This window comes from Treponema sp. UBA785 (assembly GCF_002297065.1).
GTDB lineage: Bacteria > Spirochaetota > Spirochaetia > Treponematales > Treponemataceae > Treponema_D.
In genome coordinates this window covers 1-22,593 of the sequence record NZ_DBJD01000018.1, presented here as the reverse complement: position 1 = coordinate 22,593, position 22,593 = coordinate 1, and the positions used below count along the sequence as shown (strand labels likewise).

The 22,593-nt window shown below is 40.2% G+C and carries 19 protein-coding genes; 12 read left to right on the top strand and 7 right to left on the bottom strand.

Annotated features, from left to right (window positions below; genetic code table 11):
- Positions 1 to 215: 215 nt before the first annotated feature.
- The 5 genes from B2X33_RS01325 to B2X33_RS01305 all read left to right on the top strand — a co-directional run bounded on the left by B2X33_RS01325 (position 216) and on the right by B2X33_RS01305 (position 8,553).
- Positions 216 to 2,015, top strand: a complete 1,800-nt coding sequence (locus tag B2X33_RS01325; protein WP_296667003.1) for a LysM peptidoglycan-binding domain-containing protein — start codon at positions 216 to 218, stop codon at positions 2,013 to 2,015.
- Positions 2,016 to 2,061: 46 nt separating this feature from the next.
- Positions 2,062 to 4,206 (top strand): flagellar assembly lytic transglycosylase, encoded by a 2,145-nt coding sequence (locus tag B2X33_RS01320; RefSeq protein WP_414717801.1) that lies wholly within the window; start codon positions 2,062 to 2,064, stop codon positions 4,204 to 4,206.
- A gap of 163 nt (positions 4,207 to 4,369) precedes the next feature.
- Positions 4,370 to 6,124 (top strand): cation:proton antiporter domain-containing protein, encoded by a 1,755-nt coding sequence (locus B2X33_RS01315; protein ID WP_296666998.1) that lies wholly within the window; start codon positions 4,370 to 4,372, stop codon positions 6,122 to 6,124.
- Positions 6,125 to 6,210: 86 nt separating this feature from the next.
- Positions 6,211 to 7,995: a GGDEF domain-containing protein gene (locus B2X33_RS01310; RefSeq protein WP_296017667.1), complete on the top strand. Its 1,785-nt coding sequence runs from the start codon at positions 6,211 to 6,213 to the stop codon at positions 7,993 to 7,995.
- A 9-nt stretch (positions 7,996 to 8,004) separates the two neighbouring features.
- Positions 8,005 to 8,553, top strand: a complete 549-nt coding sequence (locus B2X33_RS01305; RefSeq protein WP_296017661.1) for an FKBP-type peptidyl-prolyl cis-trans isomerase — start codon at positions 8,005 to 8,007, stop codon at positions 8,551 to 8,553.
- 11 nt (positions 8,554 to 8,564) lie between these two features.
- Here the strand turns inward: B2X33_RS01305 and B2X33_RS01300 are convergent, their stop codons facing one another.
- On the bottom strand, positions 8,565 to 9,164 hold the full coding sequence (locus tag B2X33_RS01300) for a shikimate kinase (RefSeq protein ID WP_296017656.1): 600 nt from the start codon (positions 9,162 to 9,164) through the stop codon (positions 8,565 to 8,567).
- Between the two features lie 234 nt (positions 9,165 to 9,398).
- On the opposite strand from B2X33_RS01300, the gene B2X33_RS01295 reads away from it, so the two are divergent.
- From B2X33_RS01295 to B2X33_RS01270, 6 genes are all read left to right on the top strand, one after another.
- On the top strand, positions 9,399 to 10,019 hold the full coding sequence (locus B2X33_RS01295) for a LemA family protein (protein ID WP_296017648.1): 621 nt from the start codon (positions 9,399 to 9,401) through the stop codon (positions 10,017 to 10,019).
- A gap of 27 nt (positions 10,020 to 10,046) precedes the next feature.
- Positions 10,047 to 10,823, top strand: coding sequence for a TPM domain-containing protein (locus tag B2X33_RS01290; protein WP_296666993.1), 777 nt, complete (start codon positions 10,047 to 10,049; stop codon positions 10,821 to 10,823).
- Between the two features lie 76 nt (positions 10,824 to 10,899).
- Positions 10,900 to 12,810: a DNA polymerase III subunit gamma/tau gene (gene dnaX / locus B2X33_RS01285; RefSeq protein WP_296666990.1), complete on the top strand. Its 1,911-nt coding sequence runs from the start codon at positions 10,900 to 10,902 to the stop codon at positions 12,808 to 12,810.
- Positions 12,797 to 13,093 (top strand): YbaB/EbfC family nucleoid-associated protein, encoded by a 297-nt coding sequence (locus B2X33_RS01280; protein WP_296666988.1) that lies wholly within the window; start codon positions 12,797 to 12,799, stop codon positions 13,091 to 13,093. The genes dnaX and B2X33_RS01280 overlap by 14 nt, the downstream gene beginning before the upstream one ends.
- Before the next feature lie 2 nt (positions 13,094 to 13,095).
- Positions 13,096 to 13,683 carry a recombination mediator RecR gene (gene recR / locus B2X33_RS01275; RefSeq protein WP_288516216.1) on the top strand — a complete coding sequence of 196 codons (588 nt, stop codon included), beginning with the start codon at positions 13,096 to 13,098 and terminating at the stop codon, positions 13,681 to 13,683.
- Between the two features lie 245 nt (positions 13,684 to 13,928).
- Positions 13,929 to 14,789 (top strand): flagellin N-terminal helical domain-containing protein, encoded by an 861-nt coding sequence (locus B2X33_RS01270; protein WP_296017626.1) that lies wholly within the window; start codon positions 13,929 to 13,931, stop codon positions 14,787 to 14,789.
- A gap of 124 nt (positions 14,790 to 14,913) precedes the next feature.
- On the opposite strand, the gene B2X33_RS01265 is transcribed toward B2X33_RS01270, so the two are convergent.
- Positions 14,914 to 15,372 (bottom strand): hypothetical protein, encoded by a 459-nt coding sequence (locus tag B2X33_RS01265; RefSeq protein ID WP_296666983.1) that lies wholly within the window; start codon positions 15,370 to 15,372, stop codon positions 14,914 to 14,916.
- 248 nt (positions 15,373 to 15,620) lie between these two features.
- Between B2X33_RS01265 and purD the strand changes: the two genes are divergently transcribed.
- Positions 15,621 to 16,913: a phosphoribosylamine--glycine ligase gene (gene purD, locus B2X33_RS01260; RefSeq protein WP_296017615.1), complete on the top strand. Its 1,293-nt coding sequence runs from the start codon at positions 15,621 to 15,623 to the stop codon at positions 16,911 to 16,913.
- 201 nt (positions 16,914 to 17,114) lie between these two features.
- Here purD and B2X33_RS01255 read toward each other — a convergent pair whose 3' ends face one another.
- From B2X33_RS01255 to B2X33_RS01235, 5 genes are all read right to left on the bottom strand, one after another.
- Entirely contained in the window at positions 17,115 to 19,196 is a 2,082-nt protein-coding gene (locus B2X33_RS01255; protein WP_296666981.1) for a glutamine synthetase III family protein, read from the bottom strand.
- A 171-nt stretch (positions 19,197 to 19,367) separates the two neighbouring features.
- On the bottom strand, positions 19,368 to 20,210 hold the full coding sequence (gene kduI, locus B2X33_RS01250) for a 5-dehydro-4-deoxy-D-glucuronate isomerase (protein ID WP_296666979.1): 843 nt from the start codon (positions 20,208 to 20,210) through the stop codon (positions 19,368 to 19,370).
- Positions 20,211 to 20,293: 83 nt separating this feature from the next.
- Positions 20,294 to 20,842 (bottom strand): hypothetical protein, encoded by a 549-nt coding sequence (locus B2X33_RS01245; RefSeq protein WP_296666977.1) that lies wholly within the window; start codon positions 20,840 to 20,842, stop codon positions 20,294 to 20,296.
- A complete protein-coding gene (locus tag B2X33_RS01240; protein ID WP_296017594.1) occupies positions 20,839 to 21,669 on the bottom strand; it encodes a metal ABC transporter permease in 831 nt (276 codons plus the stop codon). Before B2X33_RS01240 ends, B2X33_RS01245 begins: the two co-directional genes overlap by 4 nt.
- 84 nt (positions 21,670 to 21,753) lie before the next feature.
- The gene (locus tag B2X33_RS01235; RefSeq protein ID WP_296017587.1) at positions 21,754 to 22,476 is read right to left on the bottom strand and encodes a metal ABC transporter ATP-binding protein; all 723 of its coding nucleotides are present in this window, start codon (positions 22,474 to 22,476) and stop codon (positions 21,754 to 21,756) included.
- Positions 22,477 to 22,593 lie beyond the last annotated feature (117 nt).

Sequence of the window (22,593 nt, the reverse complement as noted above, 5' to 3'; positions counted from 1 at the left end):
TAATAATTTATGGAAGATTTAAGTTTTTCTTAGCCCGGATCGCACGGAAAGACCGGACAGAGCGGAGCGAAGGAGGACTTGCAGTAAGAGCCGGTTTGAGAGCAAATTGCGCTCCAAAGTCTCAAAAAAATTTTAAATCTCTATTGGTTTTTGATTTTTTTGCCGAAACTCTAATTGAATAGCCTTTTTTGGCCGCTTTTCTTTCGAGGTAATTTATGAAAACAATCGGTATTAAACTTGCAGACGGTTCTTTTTATCCAATTCTTGAAGAGGGAACTGCAAAAACTTACCAGCTCGATTTAACAACTGTAAAAGACGGACAGACTAAAGTTCAGATTGACTTGTACCGTTCTGAAAGTGGTTCAATGGAAGACGCTCAATACGTTGATACTCTGGAAGTTTCTAATCTTGTTCCGCATCCAAATGGCGAAGCTGACCTGCACCTTTCTGTTTCCTTGAACGAAAATAATGAGCTCGATGCAAAAGTGATTGATGAAGAAACTGGCCGTCAAAGCGAAACAAGCGTTACTCTCGTAAGCAGAACGCTCGCTGAACGCGCAAATCCTGCCAATTTTGAACTTTCAGAAGAACAAAAAGACAGCGCCGAGCAAGCAAAAATTGATGAAATTCCGGAAATTGCTGCCGGGCTTGACGAACCGACTTTTGCTGAAGATGATTTTGCGGCAGAAACTGTCGAAGATTCAGATTTTTCGGAATCCGAAGAAAGCGGCCGCTCTGAAAAACCGGAAGAACTCGAATTTGAAACCGTTCCGTTCAGTTTTGACAGCGAACTCGAAAACGATGTTGCGGAAGTCGATCCTGATTCTAAAAACGATGAGCCTCAGGCGGAAGGTTTTAAGGCTGAAGATGAACCGGATTTTGACGCAAAAGCGGCCGCTCCAGCCGAAGAAAAAACAGAAACCGAACAGAACGCCGGAATTGCTCCGAGCCCGGACGAAACTGTTTTTGAACCGGAAAACAACGCTTTAGATGCCGAGCAAAATAAAGCGGACGACAGCAATATTGTTTCCGAAGATTTTGAAATTCCTGACTTTCCAGAAAATTCTGAAAAAACTAAAGAGGCAGATAGTTTTGACGCTGCGGACAATTTTGAACTGCCAGAATTTCCAGAAGACAATTTGGATTCCAAAACTGACGACGATTTTTCCGGTTTGAAGGATGATGATTTTGCAGATTTGAAAAATGACAATTTTTCTGACTTGAAATCAGAAGACTTTGAGCTTCCAGATTTTGACGAAACTGTTGCTGACAGCAACACAGAAAAAAAACAGGAAAATGAAAATTCGGCAAAACCTGAGGGTTTGAACGGATATTTTGATGATCCCGCCTTTAAAAACGATCCTGTTTTTAACGAGACAAATCTTGATTCAACCAACAACGAAATCGATTTTGACACTTCGGCTTTGGATTCTCCAGATAGTTCTGCTAGTCCGGCAATGGATTTTTCTGATCTTTACGACAAAGAAACTTTAGACGGGAAAAACAATTCTTATAACGATGAAGAAGAAACTAAAAAGAAAACCCGCGTTCCTGTAATTATCTGCGTTGTATGCGCAATAATTTGTGTAATTGCAACCTTGCTTATTCTTTTTGTGGTTCCTTCAAAATACAACTTGCTCAAAAACCACAAAGAAAAAGAGCCAATTGAAGTTTTGTCGGAAAATAATTCTCAAACAGAGAATTCCGATATTCAACCGGAGGACATTCAGAACGAAGAAATTGCAGCAGAACCTAAACCTGCTCCAGAAGCGGTCGAAGACACTGTCGTAGTTGCTCCTGAACCGGAAGCTGTTGTTCCTGTTCCTCCAGCTCCGAAAACTGCCGAAAAAGCAAAAGACATAAAATACAGAATCCGCTGGGGCGACACTTTGTGGGATATTTCAGATGCCTATTACAAAAATCCATGGCGGTATAAAAAAATCGCAAGATATAATAAAATCAAGAATCCTGACCTGATTATTTCTGGCACAGATATTTTAATTCCGGTTGAATAAGTCGAGCGCAAACTTGAATAAATCGAAATTTTCAAGCCATCGGTCTGTGCTGGTGGCTTTTTTATGTCTTACACTTTTTTCCTCTTGCAAAGATTCCCGCGCATCGTCCTTAAAAAAGCAGTTTGGCAAAAATGACGCTTATTTTATGGCTTTAAAAGCGCTTGAACAAAATGATGAAAAAAACGCCATCCGCCTTTTTAAGGAAAGCACAAAAAAATCAAACCCGAAAATTGCCCGTCTTTCCGCAGAAAATTTAACCTTGCTCGGAAACGTGACAGAGCGAAACCATGCAGCAAAAATTCTCGAAGCAAAATACGGCGATGACCAGGCTCTTCTTACAAGCGCAAAAATTTTCTTTGAGCAGAATGAATTTTCTCGCATAATTTCATCAACTTCAAAAATAAAACTGCAAACCGCCCCGGAAAAACTCGTTGAACTCAGGCTCAAAAGTCTGCTCAAAAAAAAAGACGCCCGCCTAAAAAATGAGCTTTTTGAATGGTTTACTTCGCGGCCGCTCACTCAGACGCATATAACTTTTTATGGCGAATACTTAAAATCTCTCAGAAATTCTTCAAAAACCGAGAATATTTTAAATTCCGCAAAAACCCAGGATTTGCCGCAAGATATTCAGATTATGAATTTTAGAATTTTGGTTTTTAACAGAAATTATGCGACTGCATTCAACGAAATCCAAAACATTCTAAATCTCTACAAAAATCAAAATTCTGAGCCGCATTATCAGATTTTGAGCGATATTGGAAAAGCAGCTCTTTACGGCACGGGCGACTTTAAGACAAGCGCGCAGTATTTTGAATCGCTTGCATCAGATTTTGTTTTGCAAGCAAGAAAACTTTTATCTCAAGCCGAAACGCAAAATTCTGCACAAAGCCTTTACGAACTTGCATACTGCGCATATTTTTACGCAGCCAGGCTTTACGACAGAGCTGGACGTTTCCAAGAAAAAGCTGCCCAGCGTTTTAAATCCGCTCTCGACTGCACAACCGACAACGAACGGTTCGACAACGCGCTTTGGTACCTTTTGAATATGCAGCTTAGAATATCGACCGACGAAATAATATCAACCTTAAAAAAATATTCTGAACGGATTTACAACAGAGCCTGGTTTGACGATTTTTTTGACAATTTTTCAGTTCTCCTTTTAAGACACGAAAAATGGCAGGATTTTTACAACGTCTGGAAACTTATTGACAGCCACGCTTCAGAAGAAACCGCCTGCAAATACGCATACATTTCCGGCAGAATTTTAGAAGAAGGCTACGGCGAAACTGACGGCGCTCCAAAAACAAAAGAAGCCGTTGCCGCCTACACCCGCGTTTTGAGCGGGAATTCAAGCCTTTACTACAAAGTCTGCGCAATCGAGAGAATGAACATTGTAGACAAAACCTATGTGACAGACATTTTATGTTCCGGCGGAACCGAAAAAACTTTTACAGAAGACAAGGACTCTCAAGTTTTGCTCGCAGGCTACGCCGCCTACGGCTTTCCTCAAAAAATTTATCCACAGTGGCTAAAAGACAGAACCGTTTTGAGCATGGACGCAAACATTCAGGCAAGCCGTTTTTTAAACGAATGTGGAAAATTTGACAGCAGTTATTCCGTTCAAAGCCTAAGAATCGCCGCCAGAACAAAAACTTTTTGGTCAGGAAAAATTCCTTACGAACTTTTAGAATTAAATTTTCCAAGATTTTATTCAAATTTTGTCGAAGCCGCCTGTGCCGAAAACAAAATTTCAGAGCCAGTTTTGTACGCTTTAATCCGAAGCGAAAGTTTTTTTGACGAAAAAGCAGGAAGCTCAGCAGGAGCACGCGGTTTAACCCAGCTTATGCCTTCGACCGCCGCAGACGAAGCCCGAAAACTAAAATTGCCTGCAGATTACAACATTCTTGACCCTCAGACAAATATTCGCCTTGGAAGCCATTATTTTGCAAACCTTATTGAACGCTCAGAAAATAAATCAATCCTCTCCGCGCTTTTTGCATACAACGCAGGACTCACAAATGTCCGCCGCTGGAAACGCCCTCCAAAAATGAGCATGGATTTGTTTTTAGAAACGCTTCCATTCCAGGAAACACGCGAATACGGCCGAAAACTCATCGGAGCCGCCGCAATGTACGGATTTTTGTACTACGAAATCACTCCGGCACAAACCGTAAGAGAACTTTTTAAGTAAGGGGCCATTTTTGCTTCGCAAAAACCGGGTCTTGCGCACTTACGCGTCTACGCGCTCCATCATTTTGCTGCGCAAAACGACGCCTTTGGCGGTGCTCCAGCCCCTTGTCCGTTATTTTGCACAATCTTCATCAATTCACTATAATAAAAAACTGAGGTAAATTATGCAAAATCCATTGGCTGGCGTTCTTCCTGCGCAAATGCACTTTCTAAACTTGCAGGGCGGTCAAATCGTATTCCTTTTAGGATTGATGATTTTTTTTGGTTCCTTTGGCGGAAGACTTTTTCAAAAACTCAAAATTCCGCAGGTTGTCGGTTACATCGTAATCGGAATCATAATCGGTTCCTCTGGATTTAAAATTCTCGGAGATAAACTTATAAATTCTCTCGATCCAATCAACACAATCGCACTTTCGCTTATCGGTTTTTTGGTCGGCGCAGAGCTCAAAATTGACGTTATAAAAAAATACGGCAAGCAGTTCATCGGGATTCTTCTCGGAGAAACAACTGTTCCGTTTTTTGTCGTTGCAGTTCTCGTAGGAGGCGCAACTTTTATAATTACAAAAAATGCAACTTATTCTCTCAGCCTTGGACTTTTGCTCGGCGCAATCTGTACGGCAACAGCTCCGGCAGCAACAACCGATGTTCTTAAAGAATACAGAACAAAAGGTCCTGTAACAACGACAACACTCGGCATTGTTGCAATGGACGACGGTTTTGCCCTTATTGCATACACAATCGCAACCGCAATAGCCTCCCCTCTCCTCGAAGGACGTTCAGTTCCAGTTTTTGCACAGCTGGGTTCAATTGCTTTTGAAATTTTCGGTTCAATCGCATTGGGACTTATAATCGGATTTATTCTTACAAAAATCATTACAGGAATGATGAGCGACGACGCCAGGGTTTTGGGCTTCAGTCTTGGACTTTTGTTCCTTTCGACAGGAATCTGCTCTCTCGCCCACTTTACCGCTGGACCTGTTTTGTTAAAATTTGACCACATTATGACGGCAATGACAATCGGCTTTTACGTTACGAACTTTTCGCTTCCAAAAGTCAAAAATATGTTCAAGCTTGTAGACAAATACACTCCGCCTATTTATGTCCTTTTCTTTGTAAACGTAGGCGCAAAACTCAACGTCTGGCAGTTAAAACCGCTTTTTATCTTAATCGCGATTCTCTACATTGGAGGAAGAACATTAGGAAAAACAATCGGTTCAAAACTCGGAGCGCATATTACAAAAGCTCCAGATACAGTCCGCAAATATCTTCCGTACTGTCTTTTGAGCCAAGCTGGAGTTGCAATCGGTTTAAGCACATCGGCAGGCCGTGATTTTGCAGATACAATCGGCGGCGAAATAATGCTGATTATTACGGCAACAACATTTATCGTTCAGATAATCGGGCCAATCTGTGTCCGCTATGGAATCACAAAAGCCGGAGAAGCCGGCTTGGATGTGACGGCCGAAGATTTAATAAAGACGACTTTTGTAAAAGACGTAGAAGTTGACGGCGAAAAAATCTGTTCACCAGACAATTATGCGATTGTAAACGAAACTGACATGGTCGGACAAATCATCAATTCATTCAGCCAACATTCAAATATGAATTATGCAGTCCGCGGTTCAGACGGAAAAATTGCCGGCCAGATAAGCATTGAGCACATAAAAGAAGCCATGCAAATCGGCGAAATGGGAAGCTATATGCTTTCGATGGATATTATGGACAAGCCGGCTCTAACCTGCACTCCGGATACTCCGCTTCCAGAGACATATAAACTTTTTGATGACTACGACACTGATGCAATCAGCATTGTGGATAAAGACGGAAAGCCTCTCGGAATTCTGGAAAAATATGCCGTAGACCATTATCTGCACCAGAGAATTGTTGCGCTTGAGCACAAGCTCGCGGCAATGGCATAGAAAATCGTTTTTTATAACAACATGTAAAATTAAAATACGGACAAAAAAGAGGCATCCTTTGGCTCACCGTTAACGCGGAGTTTAAAATGAATAATAAAGTAGACATAAAATGCGTATATCTTAATGAGAAATTTGAAATTCTCGATGCAAACCGTGAATTTTATGTCTATTTTGATGCCGTAGGCCACGACATAAAGACAGTCGATGATTTTACTGGAACAGGCAGTTTAAGTTCACTAAAAAAGTTTCTTCTTTCAGAAAATAAGCAGAACAAATACAAGCTTTTAAAATTCAAAAAAAATTATCGCACCTTAAAAACAAATTTTGTTACGGCATACGACAGCATTTTTAAAGGACAAAAATCAGTCTGTCTCAAAATGATTGATATTGAACAGTGCATAAAATTCATAAAAAAACAAAATAACGACACAGACGAACTTGTTTATGCGCTAAGCATTCAAAACGACTGCACTTTTTCTTATCATGAAAATGACAATTCTATAAAAATTACGCAATTTTACAACAATAAAAAAAATGTCCTTTACGAATGTGATATTGATGAATGGAAAAAATACTGTCTTGAGCAAAAATTTATTCCAGAAAATCAAGAATCGGCCTTTTTAAATTTTATTGAAAAAGTAAAAACCTGTCCAAAAGAAATAAATGCAAGTTTTTACACTTCAATCCGCACAAATAACCCGGAAATTCTCGAAAACCTTCATTTTTTGGGAATTCGTTTTGTTTCTAACGGGGAATTGACGGTTATAGGAAGAATTATCCTTAAAGAAAATGCCGAACAATTCCGCCAGCAAAAATACGTTATTGAGCAGCTGCACACAGATTCTCTCACAAAACTTTTTAACAAAGAAACAATTACAACGTATGCAAAAAGAATTTTTGAAGAGCACAAAAAAGAAAATTCAGCGCTTGTAATTATGGATCTAGACCATTTTAAATCTGTAAACGACACTTTTGGACATTTGGCAGGCGACAAGGTTCTTTCGAGAACTGGAGAAATTCTAAAAGAAATAATAGGTGAACGAGGTCTTGTGGGCCGTTATGGTGGAGATGAATTTTTAATTGTTTCTTACGGAATGGAAAATGAAACGATTTTACGCGGTTTTTTACATTCGATTCTCTTAAAAATCAAAAATGAATTTGCTGGGAAATTCGACGATATTTCAATTTCCTGTTCGATTGGCTGCGCAGTTTTTCCTAAAAACGGAAAATCTTACAATGAACTTTTTAAAAAGGCGGATTTTGGACTTTATCGGGCAAAAGACAAAGGCCGGAACAGATATGTATTTTTCCGCAACGACTTGCATGCAGAACTTTTCCGAAAATCTGTTCAAGCAAACGATATTGTAAAATATGCTGACCGCGAAGTTCAGGAATTAAAATACATGGCAGAATTTATGCAGGATATTGTGGTTGCTCCAAAAAAGACTGTTGAAAGAATTTTAATTCACTTAAAAGAAACATTTAATCTGGACAACATAACAGTTTTTACCGGAGATGATTTAAAGGCCAAATTTTCTCTCGGAAAAAAACTTGTTAATCATCAAAACGCAAATTACGCAAAAAGCAACGAATTTAAAAAGCTCCTCAATGGCAAGAATTATTTTACAAACAGTTTTATTGAAAGCACACTTAAAAACAATTCAAATTTCAGACAGGAAATGGAACTTTCCGGCATAAAATCTACAGCGCAATGCATTTTAGGAACAAGCGAAAACATAAAGGCTCTTATAACTTTTAATCACACCAAAATTTCGCAGTTATGGGCAGAGTACGAAATAAACTGCATTGCAATATTTGCCAGCGCATTAAATCTTTTGTATAATAGTAACCCACAAAAAATAATCTTTTAAGGAAAAATCATGAAAATCGAAAAGAATAAAATGGTAAAAATCCATTACACTCTCAAAGACGACGATGGAAACATAATCGATTCTTCTGAAGGAAAAGAAGCTCTTGAATATTTGCACGGAGTAGGAATGCTTATTCCTGGAATGGAACGTGAGCTTGAAAACCGCGAAAAGGGCGACAAATTTTCCGCAATAATTGAGCCAAAAGACGGTTATGGCGAATACAGACAGGAATATGTCGTAGAAGTTCCACGCGACCGTTTTGACACAAGCGTAGAAATCGAAGTTGGTCAAAAATTTCAGGCAGACACTCCAACCGGGGCAATGCTCGTTACAGTTACAAAAGTTACGCCAGAAAATATTACAATCGATTCAAACCATGAGCTTGCCGGCAAAAACTTGCATTTTGATGTTGAAGTTGTTGACGTTCGCGATGCAACTGAAGAAGAAATTGCTCCATACACAGCAGAAGGTTGTGGTGGCTGCGGCGGAAGTTGCGGTGGTTGTGGCGGCGGATGCAGCAACGGTGGCTGCGAAAATTGTGGCGGCTGCGAAGAATAGTTTCTAAGCCTTTATTCTGTTTTTGAAAGCGACTCTATAATCGAGTCGCGGTTTTCGTTTTTTGGCGCATTTTTCATATCAACAGAAATATTGCAGCTTGAACGATAAATTTTCTGCCGTTCAACATAAAATCTATGAAAACTTTCCCGTACATCGTTTATTGTGCGCGGATTTTCTTTTGCAATGTATGCTGGAAGATTAGAAAGTTTTCCATCTACATCAATTTTTACTTCCTTTACAATGCGGTTTGCAGCTATATGTTCATCGGCATTCAAAAAAACAAGAATTCCAATTTCACTTAAAATTTTTATTGCTTCGGCATTATTGCAAATTCCGCCGCCAGTTGCTGCGACAGCAATGTATTTTTTTGAATTTTCAGTCTGCTGAATTTTTTCAAGGCGGTTCTTTAATTCAAGACACGCGTTTTTTTCTGCAGTTTTAAAACCTTCTTCTCCAAGTTCTGTGTAAATTTGGCGTGGAGTTTTTCCGGTTAATTCAAAAATCAAATCATCTGTATCAAAAGAAGGAATTTTAAAATATTCTGACAAAAAATTTGCCTGTGTTGATTTTCCGCAATGTTTTATTCCCATTAAAACTATACATTTTTTCATAACTTTATTACCTTATATCAAAAAAATTGCAATTTTTAAGGTTTATTATTATATTTTTATTATATTACAGAAAATATTCTGTTGATATAGAAACGTTGAATAAAATTTCTGTCTAAAAGGTCAGTTTTTTTATCTAGAAGTTTGCGTTGCAAATTTTTTATCAAATTTTGTTTCACATTTTGTTGCGAAACAACTTAAAAAGCCAAACTGAAGAAGGCTTTTACAGGAGCATTTATGTCTGAAGAAAATAAAAAATCGTCTTTTAAAATTTTCGCGGTTATTGCAGTTGTCGTTATTGTTTTGGGCATCATTTATAAATTTACTATCGGAACTTACAATAAAATTGTCGATTTGGACGAAAATGTTTCCAGCGCCTGGAGCCAGGTCGAAAACCAGTATCAGCGAAGGCTCGATCTTATTCCAAACCTTGTAAATTCTGTAAAAGCCTATGCAAAACACGAAGACTCTCTTTTTACACAGCTTGCAGAAGCACGTTCAAAGCTCGGAGGAGTTGTAAATATCGACGCTTCGATTACAAACGATCCTCAAAAATTTGCAGAATATCAAAAAATTCAAGGTGAATTAAGTTCTGGATTGCAAAGATTGATGGCGATTTCCGAAAATTATCCTGAATTAAAAGCAAATCAGAATTTTCTTGCCCTGCAGGATGAACTTGCCGGAACAGAAAACAGAATCTCTACCGAAAGAAAACGATTTAACGATTCTGCAAAAAATTACAATTCTTATATCCGAAAATTTCCGCAAAGTATTATTGCCGAAAGAAAAGGTTTTGAGAAAAAAGCATATTTTGAAGCCGATTCAACTGCCTCAAAAGCGCCTGTCGTTCAGTTTTAAGATAAAATAAATTCGAGAACTTGGAAAATGAATAGAAAAAACTTAAAGTCCTTTTTGTTTATTTTTGCGTTTTTTTTGCCTATTTCGCTTTTTGCAGAAGTTTATATTCCTAAACAAACTGCCTGGGTTATGGACAGCGCAAATATCATCGACAAAAATACAAAATCCGAACTCAATTCTTATCTCGAAAGCGTAAACCGGCAGACTGGCGTTCAAATTGCGGTTTTTACAGTAAAATCGCTGGAAAAAGTTGCCGGAACAAACGCGACAATAGAAGATTATGCCTCTGATGTTTTTGAAAAATGGGGCTTGGGTCAAAAAAAAGAAGACAACGGCGTTTTGCTTTTGGTCTGCCTTGACGAGAAAAAAGTAAGAATCGAAGTTGGATACGGACTTGAAGGAGTTTTAACGGACACAAAATGCGGACTTATAATCCGGAATTTTATTGCGCCAGACTTTAAAAAGTTCAACTATTCTGAAGGAATAAAAACAGGCGTAAACCTTATCGCAGGCTATGCAACTGGAAACGAAGAAATTAAAAATAAAGTCGATTCTTCTGAAGAAGACGATGATGATATTTTTCCGGCATTGATTCCTTTTGCAATCTGGGTTTTGTTTTTGATTTTTGTAATTTCCAGAAGCGTAATTGATTCTAAAAACGGAAGAAACCGGCGCCCTCCAACCGGCGGATTTTTTATCGGAGGAGGCGGTTTTGGCGGACACGGAGGCTTTGGCGGCGGAAGCGGATTCGGCGGCGGTGGAGGCGGCCGTTCTGGCGGAGGCGGAGCCAGTGGCGGCTGGTAAAACACTTGATTTTTCTTTTTAAGATGAATTTTCCCTCGATATTGAGAATTTACAGTTTTTAAGGTATTCTTTTTCTATGTCTTATGAAGTAACAGCTACCCGACGGCGACCTCAACGTTTTGAAGATCTTGTCGGTCAGGAATTTGTTGCGGAAACTTTCCGTAATGCCATTCAATCTAAAAAAATCGCACATGCCTACCTTTTTTCGGGTCCAAGAGGTTGCGGTAAAACTTCAACCGCACGCATTTTGGCAAAAGCTCTAAACTGTGCTGAAGGTCCGACTGCTTCTCCTTGCGGACATTGTCAGCAGTGTCTTGAAATTACAAAAGGCACTTGTACCGACGTTATCGAGATTGACGGTGCTTCTAACACTTCTGTAAACGATGTAAGACAAATAAAGGATGAAGTTCTTTTTCCGCCACAAAGTTGCCGTTATAAAATCTATATTATTGACGAAGTTCATATGCTCTCGACTTCAGCATTTAACGCGCTTTTAAAAACAATTGAAGAGCCGCCTCCGTATGTTATTTTTATTTTTGCGACAACAGAACTTCAAAAAGTTCCAGCGACAATAAAAAGCCGGTGCCAGCAATTCAATTTTCGTCTGGTACCTGTAGAAAAAGTAAAAGAACAGCTTGCTTTGGCTGCTTCAGAAATTGGAATTCAAGCAGAAGATGAAGCTCTTTATTGGATTGCGCGGGAATCTACAGGTTCAATGCGCGATGCCTACACTCTTTTTGATCAAGTTGCGGCTTTTAGCGGAGATAAAATCACCTACGACAAAATCCGCGACAAACTCGGACTTGTCGGCGTTGACCGTTTGAATGAGATTTTTGAGGATTGCGCTGAAAACAAAACTCAATCTGCGCTCGAAAAACTTGATTCGTTTTTGCAGGCAGGAATTTCGATTGAACAGTTGATTTCAAATGCAACGGATTATTTGCGTTCACTTTTGCTTATAAAAAATGGAATTACAAAAGAGTCGCTTTTGGGACAGAGCGCTGAACGTTTTAGCGCAAAGGTTTTGTCTGCCTGGAATTCGATTCAAATTGAACGAGCTGTAAGCATTTTTCTGCAGCTTTACCGCGACATAAGATATTCGCTCAGTCCGCGTTATGAACTTGAACTTGCGTTCAGCCGTTTGAGCTGGCTCAGTCAGTATGTTTCGCCTGCCGAAGTAAAAATTGCAATCGACAAAACAAAGGCTGTTCTACTGCAAAATGCACAACCATCCAGTCAAGCACAAAATTCTTCTTTGGAAATGACACAAGCTTCTCAACAACAGCCACAAATGCAGTCTCAATCTCAAAAACCAAGAATTTTTATTTCTCCAGAACCAAAGGTGGCTCCACAGACAGAAAACCGGTCTTTTAGCAATGGCGGAGCTGAACCGCCTGATCAAGCAGCGGCTCAGTCAATTGAAAATTTTAGCGATTTTGAAAATTACGCGCCAGAAGGTTCTTACGCTCCTGATGATCTGGGGCTTTCTCAACAGGAAAATTCTGTTCCAAAGCAAAATTCGCAGCCAGCGGGATTTGTCCGCGACATGCAGGCTTTAAAAAAAACGATTCTCTCAGAACTTTCTAAAAGCGAAAAAACTGCAATTCTCGCAACAACGCTTATTCAGACCGCAGAATGGGTTTTGGACGGAAACACTGTAAAAACAACGGTTGCTTCTAATTTTACGCAGTCGCAGCTGCAAAAACAGGCCGCTCAAATTTCTGCAATAATTTCGCAATATTACGGCGAAAATCTGCAATTCAGCGTAAGCATAAAGCAGGCGGCCAAAGAAAACAGTTTGGAAAATGCGCCTTACGAAGTGCAGCTTTTGTGTTCAATTTTTAGGGGGCAGATTGTTTCTAAAGGTGAACGCACTGAGTCGCCTAAACCTGAAAAAAACGAAAAAACTGATGATGAATCAGACGAAAATATTGAAAATTCTAACTTTAATAACGAAATAATAGAGGAAGAAGATGAATCCATTTGATTTGATGAAAAATCTCAAAGATTTACAGGGAACAATGAACCAGATGCGCGAAGACTTGAAAAATTTGAGCGTAACAGGTTCTTCTGGCGGAAATATGGTTCAAGTTACGATGAACGGTCAGCTTGAAATGACCGCAATTAAAATCGACCCGATTGCGGTTGATCCGTGCGATGTAAATATGCTTCAGGATTTGATTGTTTCTGCAAACCATGACGCGCTCGAAAAAGTTCAGGAACTTATAAAACAAAAAGCTGGCCCGCTTATGGGCGGAATGGGCCTGTAATTTTGAATGCAATTGATGAATTAACAGACAGTTTTTCCAGGTTGCCAGGAATAGGCAAAAAAAGCGCCGCCAGACTTGTAAATTATATTTTAAAAGCAGACAATCTGTGGGTAAAAAGGTTTGCAAGTCAAATTGACCATCTTCAAGAAATTATAAAACCGTGCTCAATCTGCGGAAGCTGGACAGAAAATGATCCATGCCCGATTTGTTCCGATCCATTGCGCGACAGAAGCGTTATCTGCGTTGTCGAACAGCCTCAGGACGTAAACACAATCGACTCTTCCCGCGAATTTAACGGTCTTTTTCATGTTTTGGGCGGAGTTATTGCACCGCTTGAAGGAATTGGGCCTTCGCAACTGCGCATTGCAAGCTTGGTAGAACGAGTAAAATCAGGAACAATAAAAGAAGTTATACTTGCGACAAATCCAACTGTCGAAGGCGATACAACCGCAATGTACATTCAGAGAGTTCTTGCGCCAACCGGCGTGAAGGTAACAAGACTTGCAAGCGGTCTTCCAGTCGGTGGCGACCTCGAATACATAGACAAATTAACCTTAGCACGTTCATTCCGTGGAAGAAGTAGTTTTTAAATTTTCTTGGCAAATTCTCAATATTTTTTCTTTTTTTTCTAAAGTCAATTTTTCAAACTCCGATATGTTATATATAGGGTGGTAAACCCGGGGACTACAAGACGTTGCCTACAAAAAGCAAGTCTGTAGTATTTTAACCAGATCTTACAAGGAGGTGTGATAAAAATACATTCGTGCATTTTTATCGCACAAAGCACAAAGTGCTTTGTATCTCGCCGTCCTTGACGATTTTAAGGAGATAAATTATGGTTATTAATCACAACATGAGTGCTCAGTTTGCAAATCGTTCTACAGGACTCACAGAACTCAGCACAACAAAAAACATGGAAAAGCTTTCATCAGGCATGAAAATCAACCGCGCAGGTGACGATGCTTCTGGACTCGCAGTTTCTGAAAAAATGCGCGCACAAATTCGCGGTATGAACCAGGCTTCTACAAACGCTCAGAACGGTATTTCTTTTATTCAGACTACTGAAGGATATTTGCAGGAAACAACTGACATTGTTCAGAGAATTCGTGAACTTGCAGTACAGTCTTCAAACGGAATCTACACAGACGAAGACCGCATGCAGATTCAGGTTGAAGTAAGCCAGCTCGTTGCAGAAGTTGACCGCATCGCTTCTCAGGCTCAGTTCAACGGTATGAATATGCTCACAGGCCGCTTTGCAAAACCAACAGGAGAAAATACAGTTACAGGCTCAATGTGGTTCCACATTGGCGCAAACATGGATCAGAGAACTCAGGTTTTTATTGGAACAATGTCAGCGGCAGCTCTCGGACTCCGCAACATCGGCTCAGAAGAAATCCTTACTCTTGCAGCTCCTGATGATGCTAACCGCGCAATTGGAACTCTCGACGAAGCGCTCAAAAAGATTAACAAACAGCGCGCTGACCTCGGTGCTTACCAGAACCGTCTCGAAAAGACAGTTGTTGGTTTGGACATTGGCGCTGAAAACCTCCAGGCTTCTGAATCTCGCATCCGCGATACAGACATGGCAAAAGAAATGGTTGACTTTACAAAGAACCAGGTTCTTACACAGGCTGGAACAGCTATGCTGGCTCAAGCAAACCAGAGTTCACAGAATGTGCTCAGTTTGCTCCGCTAGGCTTAAAGTTAAAATATCTGGGCAGTCCAAAAAAGTTTTTGATTAGCTTTGGATTGTCCACAGAAAAAACTGTCCTGAAAAGTTTGAAGTTTTTACACTAGACTTTTCGTAAAGGGCAGTTTTTTTATTTATGGCAATTTTTATCAATTTTTTTGGGACCGCAGCAGGCCGGACAGCCGGTTATAATTACGTGTTTTTTGTGGTCGCTGGTTTTATTAAAAAGTCTTGCAATTAAATAGCTTTCTACAGGAACATTTTTTCGGCAAACCGGGCAAATTCTCTGGACGCCGTTTTTTTTGTCCGGATAGCAATGAGGACAGCCTAAAACATACATCCGCTGGTCAGAAACTGTCATGGGTCTAAAAATCCGGCTAAATAAATCTTCGCCAACGGCAAGCGGAGTATTGCACAAAGGGCAACGTACAAAACCCAAACCGCCATTTGCAGTTTTTTGTTTTTTTAAATTTTTGACGGCAGTTTTTTTATTTTGAATTGACAAATTTTTTAAGTAAAGTCCGCGCAGCAAAAAAACAAGAATTGTTGCCACAGAAAAAAGCGCAAGATAAGTAAAAAAATCTTTCATAAAATTATTCTAACATAAAAACAAATCTTTTATCTTCCGAAAAACTTACGCCGGGGTGTAGGCGCGCCGAAGGCGTTCAAAATAAAATCAAACGGATTTTATTTTGAATGACAACGCCGAAACACCGGTTGGACAATAAAATTTCGTCCAAAGTCTGACAAAAATCGTTTTTTTCGCTATAGTGTAAGGACATTCCGAAAAATCTTGTAGCGATTTTTTGAATTTTTTGATTTTATTGAGGATTTTTTATGAAAGCACTTGTTATTGGAAGTGGCGGACGCGAGCACACAATCGCCTGGAAATTAGCACAGAGTTCAAAAATTGAAGAAATTATCTGTGTTCCTGGAAACGGCGGAACTGCCGACGAAGCAAAATGCAAAAATATGAATGGCGATGCTATTGAAATTGCAAAAAATGAAAAAGTTGATTTTGCCGTTGTTGGTCCGGAAGATCCTCTCTCAGAAGGAATCGCTGATAAACTTTGGGCTGCAGGAATTCCGACAGTTGGTCCTAAAAAGCAAGGTGCTGCCCTCGAAGCTTCAAAAGATCTTTCTAAGGTTTTTATGGAAAAATATGGCGTTGCATGCGCCGCTTCAAAAACTTTTACAGATAAAGAAAATGCGCTCGAATATGTTAAAAATCATGGAGCTCCAATCGTTGTAAAAGCTGACGGTCTGGCTGCTGGAAAAGGCGTTGTTGTTGCAAAAACCGTTGACGAAGCCCTCAAAGCCGTAAATGATATGATGGACGGCGAATTTGGCGATGCCGGAAAAAAACTCGTTATCGAAGATTATTTGCAGGGAGTTGAAATTTCGGTTCTTGCGGCTGTAAGCGTTACGGAAAATTCCGCAAAAATAAACAAAGCCTGCATAAAGGCATTTTTGCCAGCCCGCGACCACAAACGACTGCTCGACGGCGCAAAAGGTCCAAATACCGGAGGAATGGGCGCAATCTGTCCTCCACAGGATGTTACTGAACAGACAATGAACGCTTTCCAAAAAAATATTCTTGAGCCAACATTGCGCGGTTTAATCGAAGAAAAAATGGACTACCGCGGATTTATTTTCTTTGGACTTATGCTTACAAAAGATGGTCCAAAAGCTCTTGAATACAATGTTCGCTTAGGAGATCCGGAAACTCAGGCTGTTTTGCCGATGATGGATTTTGATTTTGCCGACCTTTGTCTTGCAATTACAGGAGAAACTCTTTCTGACTTTAACCTTCAATGGAAAAAAGGATTTCAGGTTGCTCCTGTTGCAGTTAGCGGCGGTTATCCTCTTAAATATCCAAAAGGAAAAGAAATTTCTATTGATTCGGCAAAAATAAAAAAGAACGGTGCAAAAGTTTTTGTTGCCGGCGCTGTAAAAAATGAAAACAATGTCCTCGTTACAAGCGGCGGACGCGTTCTTGCCTGCTCGGCCCACGGCTCAAGCTTTGACGAAGCCTGGAAAAAAGCATATTCTGCTCTCGAAGGCATAAAATTTGAAGGAATGTTCTACAGAAAAGACATTGGTCTTCCGGGAGCAGCAGAATCAAATTAAAAAGCAAATTTTTGTAACAAAATAATATAGAATAAAAAAAGACTGGCCTGATAAAGCGTAAAATTTTATCTGGCAGTCTTTTTTTTGTGTTAGCGATGGGAATGGCGCGCCGAAGGCGCGTTCCGGAGCAAGGCGCAGGAATGAGCGCAGCGAACCATGGACGTAGCGACCGAAGGCTTTGCCTTCGGGAACACCCGTTTTTTACTGAACGCTAAAAAGCAAATCTTCGTAACTTGGATAAGGTTTGTATTCCTGGCCCAAAAGCTCTTCGAGCAAATCGCCGCTTGAGCGCAAATCTTCCATTGCAGGAAGGATTTTTTTTGCATAATCCTGGGCTTTTTCCATAAGCTCAGTTTTTTTCTGTGCCTGAATGTGCAGTTCGTCGAGCTTTTGCTTTTTTTGCTCAACTTCGTTCAAAAGAGCAGACACTTTTTTTATCTGATTTTTGCCGTATTCAAACGGAAGGTCTGCCGGCATTTTTGAATATGTGTCCGTAAGTTTGTTCAGAAAATTAAGCGCAGAAGGTTCAATGTCTTTATTTACCATTTCAATCATTGTTCCAACTTCAATGTTTAAAACCTGACAGTATTTTTCAAGTTTTACGTCGTAGTGGCTTTTCATTTCAACTTCGGAATAAATTCCTGTCTGTTCAAAAAGTTCTATGTTTTTTTTGTCCAGATAATGAGCCATGGCGTCAGGAGTTGTGCGGAAATTTTTAAGTCCGCGTTTTTCGGCTTCTTTTATCCATTCTTCGCCGTAACCGTTTCCGTTGAACAAAATTCTCCAGTGAACAGTGATTTCGCGTTTAATGAGATTTTGAAGTTCTTTGTCAAAATTTTCAGCTTTTTCGAGTTCATCTGCAAATTTTGAGAGGGAATCAGAAAGTATTGCGTTTAATATCGTGTTTGGACCGGAAATTGACAGGTTTGAACCTACTGAGCGGAATTCAAAGCGGTTCCCTGTAAAGGCAAATGGCGAAGTTCTGTTGCGGTCTGTCGAATCCTTTGGAATTGCAGGCAAAACGTCTACGCCAATCGACATTTTTTTGCTTCCGTTTCCAGTGTAAGGCTTGCCGTCCTTAATTGCCTTTAAAATTGCTTCAAGCTCGTCGCCAACGTAAATCGACATGATTGCTGGAGGTGCTTCGTTCGCTCCTAAACGGTGATCGTTTCCGGCACTTGCAACAATCGCGCGCAGCAAATCCTGATGATCATCTACAGCCTTTATAACCGCCGTCAAAAAGAGCAAAAACTGCGCATTTTCCATCGGCGTTGTTCCTGGAGAAAAAAGATTTTCGCCGGAATCGGTAGCAATCGACCAGTTGTTGTGCTTTCCGCTGCCATTTACGCCTTCAAAAGGCTTTTCGTGCAAAAGGCAGATTAAACCGTGACGGCGCGCAACTTTTTTCATAACTTCCATTGTAAGCTGGTTTTGGTCTGCGGCAAGATTTGAAGTTGTAAAAATTGGAGCCATTTCATGCTGAGCTGGAGCGGCTTCGTTGTGTTCGGTTTTTGCGTAAATTCCAAGTTTCCACAATTCTTCGTTCAAATCTTCCATATATTCGATTACGCGCGGCTTAATTGCGGCAAAATACTGGTCGTCCATTTCCTGTCCTTTTACAGGATGAGCACCAAAAAGCGTTCTGCCGGTCATTTTTAAATCGCGTCTTTTGGCATAGAGTTTTTCGTCAACCAAAAAATATTCCTGTTCAGGGCCCATTGTTGTCGTCACATGCTTAGCAGAATTTCCGAAAAGTTTTAAAATCCGGAGGGACTGGCGGTTTAAGCTTTCCATAGAACGCAAAAGCGGAGTTTTTTTGTCGAGGGCTTCGCCGTTGTAAGAGCAAAAAGCGGTTGGAATACAAAGAGTGTGGTCTTTTACAAATGGAAATGAAGTCGGGTCCCAAACTGTGTAACCGCGGGCTTCAAAAGTTGAACGATAACCGCCGCTCGGAAAAGACGAGGCATCTGGTTCACCTTTTATAAGTTCTTTTCCACTAAAACTCATGATAATTTTGCCTTCAGCAGCAGGCGTCAAAAAGCTGTCGTGTTTTTCGGCAGTAATTCCAGTCAAAGGCTGAAACCAGTGCGAATAATGAGTTGCGCCTTTTTCAATCGCCCAGTCTTTCATAGCATTGGCAACTTCGTTTGCAACACCGAGTTCAAGCGGGCAGCCTTCCACCATGGTTTTTTTTAAAGAGGCATAAATATTCGCAGAAAGCCTTTTTTTCATTTCGCTTTCATTAAAAACCATGCACGCAAACATTTCAGGAACGTTAATCATACCACCCTCACTGCCCGCAACCGCGGAACATTTGTAATTTTGCACAAAAGTATATCAATTTTTTGTTTTTATTTAAACTGCACGCAAAAAAAAGCCCGGACTAATTTGAATTTTCTTTCAAAAAAGTCCGGGCTTTCTAATAATTTAATATTTTTTGTGCTTAGTTTTTTACTAGCGCAAATCTGTTGTACGAATCCAGTCCTGGTCTGTGTATGTGCGGTTTTCGCCACCCATTGACCAAATGAATGTGTAGTTGCTTGTTCCACAACCTGAATGGATTGACCAAGAAGGGTTGATTACAGCTTCGTCATTGTGCATTACTATGTGGCGTGTTTCCTGAGGTTCGCCCATAAAATGGAACAAAATCTGGTCTTCTGGCAAATCAAAATAGAAATAAACTTCCATACGGCGTTCGTGTGTATGAGCCGGCATTGTGTTCCAAACCGAACCAGTTTCCAGATGGGTCATTCCCATCGAAAGCTGGCATGTTTCCAAAATATCCGGGTGAATGTACTGGTTGATTGTGCGGTCGTTTGATTCTGCGGCAGAACCTGCATGCACGTGGTTTGCCTGTTCATAAGTAATTACGCGGCTTGGGTAAGAAACGTGCGCAGGAACTGAGTTCATATAGAATTTTGCAGGATTTTTCTTGTCTACGCTTTCGAGAACAACGTCTTTTGTTCCGGCACCAAGATAAAGAGCGTCGTAATGATTTACTTTGTATTCAACGCCGTCAGCAACAACAATTCCGTCACCGCCAATGTTAATCATTCCAAGTTCACGGCGCTGGAGGAAAAAGTCAACTCCAAAATCTTTCATTGGATCAATATTTTTGTCCAATTTAACTTTCTTATCTACAGGCATTGCTCCAAGAGTTACAATGCGGTCAATGTGGCTGTAAACTGCGCTTACATCATTTTTTACAAAAATATTAGAAATCAAAAACTCTTTGCGAAGTTCTTCGGTTGTCATTGTTTTAAAAGGTTCTTTTCCAGTTGAATAGCGAATATCCATCTTTTTCTCCATTTAATAAAATTTTATAAAATTAAAATCGCACTTCGTGCACTTTTATAAGTTTATTCTTCCATTGTAAAAAGTCAATCACAAGTTTGCGCAGTAAGATAATTGTGACTAAAACCGTCAGGAGTTTCTGTTAGCGTGTATTTTCCGATTACAGTAATTTCCTGATCTATAACCGGCTCTTTTCCGGCAAAATCGTATTTGAACTCAAGGCCTTGCTGACAGCAGGCAAGAGCATCTTTTATGATTACCGCATAAGAAGGCTGGCCATCCGGACTGTTTAATTTTATAAAGTTTCCTTTTATTTTAAAAGTTTTTCCGTTGAAGTTTTGCGGTTCAAGCATAAGATTAAAAACCTGGGCATAAACCATATTTGAGTTCATTTTTGTAAGATCGAAATCTACCGAAAAACCGGCTTTTTTTTCTGATTGCTCCTGATTTTTTTGCTGAATTGAATTTTTTGTACACGAAGCAAAGGTTAAGGTCAACGCGAGAAGGACAGCAGCAGCGCCGAAGGCGTTCAAAAATGGCAAAAAAGCCATTTTTGAATGAAACTGCGAATGGCCTGACGGCAGATTTTCTGCCGGCTCGCCAAAAAAATTTTTAAACAAAGAATGATTTTTCATTTTAGAAATTTCCCCGCAACCGAAAATACGACAAAAACAAAAAGATTGACCGCAACAATTGTCGAGCCAACCGGAGTTCCTGCCAGAATTGAAATTAAAAGTCCAGAAACTGAACATACAACAGAAACCGCCGCGCTGCAAATTATTACGCTTTTAAAGCTTTTCAAAACGCGCATTGCTGAAAGCGCCGGAAAAATTACCAGAGCGCTGATTAAAAGCGAGCCGACAAGATTCATTGCAAGAACGATTATTATGGCGATTATAACGGCAATTACCAGATTGTAAAGGCTTGCGTGGGTTCCGACAGCCTGAGCGAAATTTTCGTCAAAGGTTACGGCGAAAATTTTGTTGTAAAAGACGATAAATGCGGCAATTACGGCAACCGAGAGAATTACGCACAGATAAACTTCGGCTTTTGTAAGCGTCAAAATTGAAGTTGAACCAAAAAGTGTGGAACAGACATCGCCTGCAAGATTTGCGGACGAACTAAAAATGTTCATTAAAAGGTAGCCGAGAGCAAGAGATGAAACGCTTATGACGGCAATTGCGGCATCGCCCTGAATTTTTGTGTTTTTTCCAGTGCGCAAAAGGAGAATTGCGGCTATGACAGTGAATGGCAAAACAAGATACATATTGTTCGACAAATTAAGAACCGCAGCAATCGCCATGGCTCCAAACGCAACATGGCTCAATCCGTCGCCAATAAAACTGAACCGTTTTAAAACCAAAGTTACGCCAAGCAAGCTTGAACAAAGCGAAATCAAAACTCCGACAATAAACGCATACTGCACAAACGAAAAACTAAAATAATGGATTAAAGTGGACATAAAATCGTCTCCAAAATAAAAAAAATCAATTTATAAAAGTTGAAATTTTGCTTTTTTTACAAAAACTTACAAAACTTTCGTAAATTACAAAAGTTTTACTCCCATAATTCGCTTTATCTGTCCATTGCAATCCGGGCAGGTCGATTTATGCACAAATTCGGCCTTTGTTCCAAAAAAAATTTCTTTTCCAATGTGCAGAACGTGGGTTGCGAAGCGAAGCGAAGCGTCTATGTCGTGGCTTATCATAATGACCGTAATTCCGCTTTTATGCAAATTTTCGATAAGTTTGTACATTTCTTCCTGCGCTCCCGGATCAAGCGCGCTTACAGGCTCGTCGAGCAAAAGCATTTTTTGAGTGGCGCACAATGCCCTGGCAAGAAGGACTCTCTGCTGCTGTCCGCCAGAAAGTTCACGGTAACATCGGCGCGCAAGATGAGCAATTCCCATTTTTTTCATATTTTTCATGGCAAGTTTTTTTTCTTCTTTTTTGTAGAACGGACGGCAACCGCAACGGCTCTGACAGCCAGAAAGAACTATTTCCCAGACGCTGGCCGGGAAATCCCTCTGAACAAAAGTCTGCTGCGGCAAATATCCAATTTCGTCCGCCAAAAGTCCGTCTCCTGTTTCGATTGTGCCAGAAATCGGCTTTAAAAGTCCAAGAATTGCCTTCATCAAGGTCGATTTTCCGGAACCATTTTCGCCGACAATGCAAAGATAGTCGCCGGAATTTACCTTGAACGACAGATTTTTTATTATGATTTTTGATTCATAACCTAAAACAAGATTTTTGCAAATTAACTGTGCCATAATTTTTGGCGTTTCCCTCCGCTTCACTTCGTTACGCTTCGGGTCGCTATGTCCGCCCTTCGCCGCAAAATCGGCTCATTGCGTGGCTTATCGCCGCGCAACTTCGGGGCTGCCAGC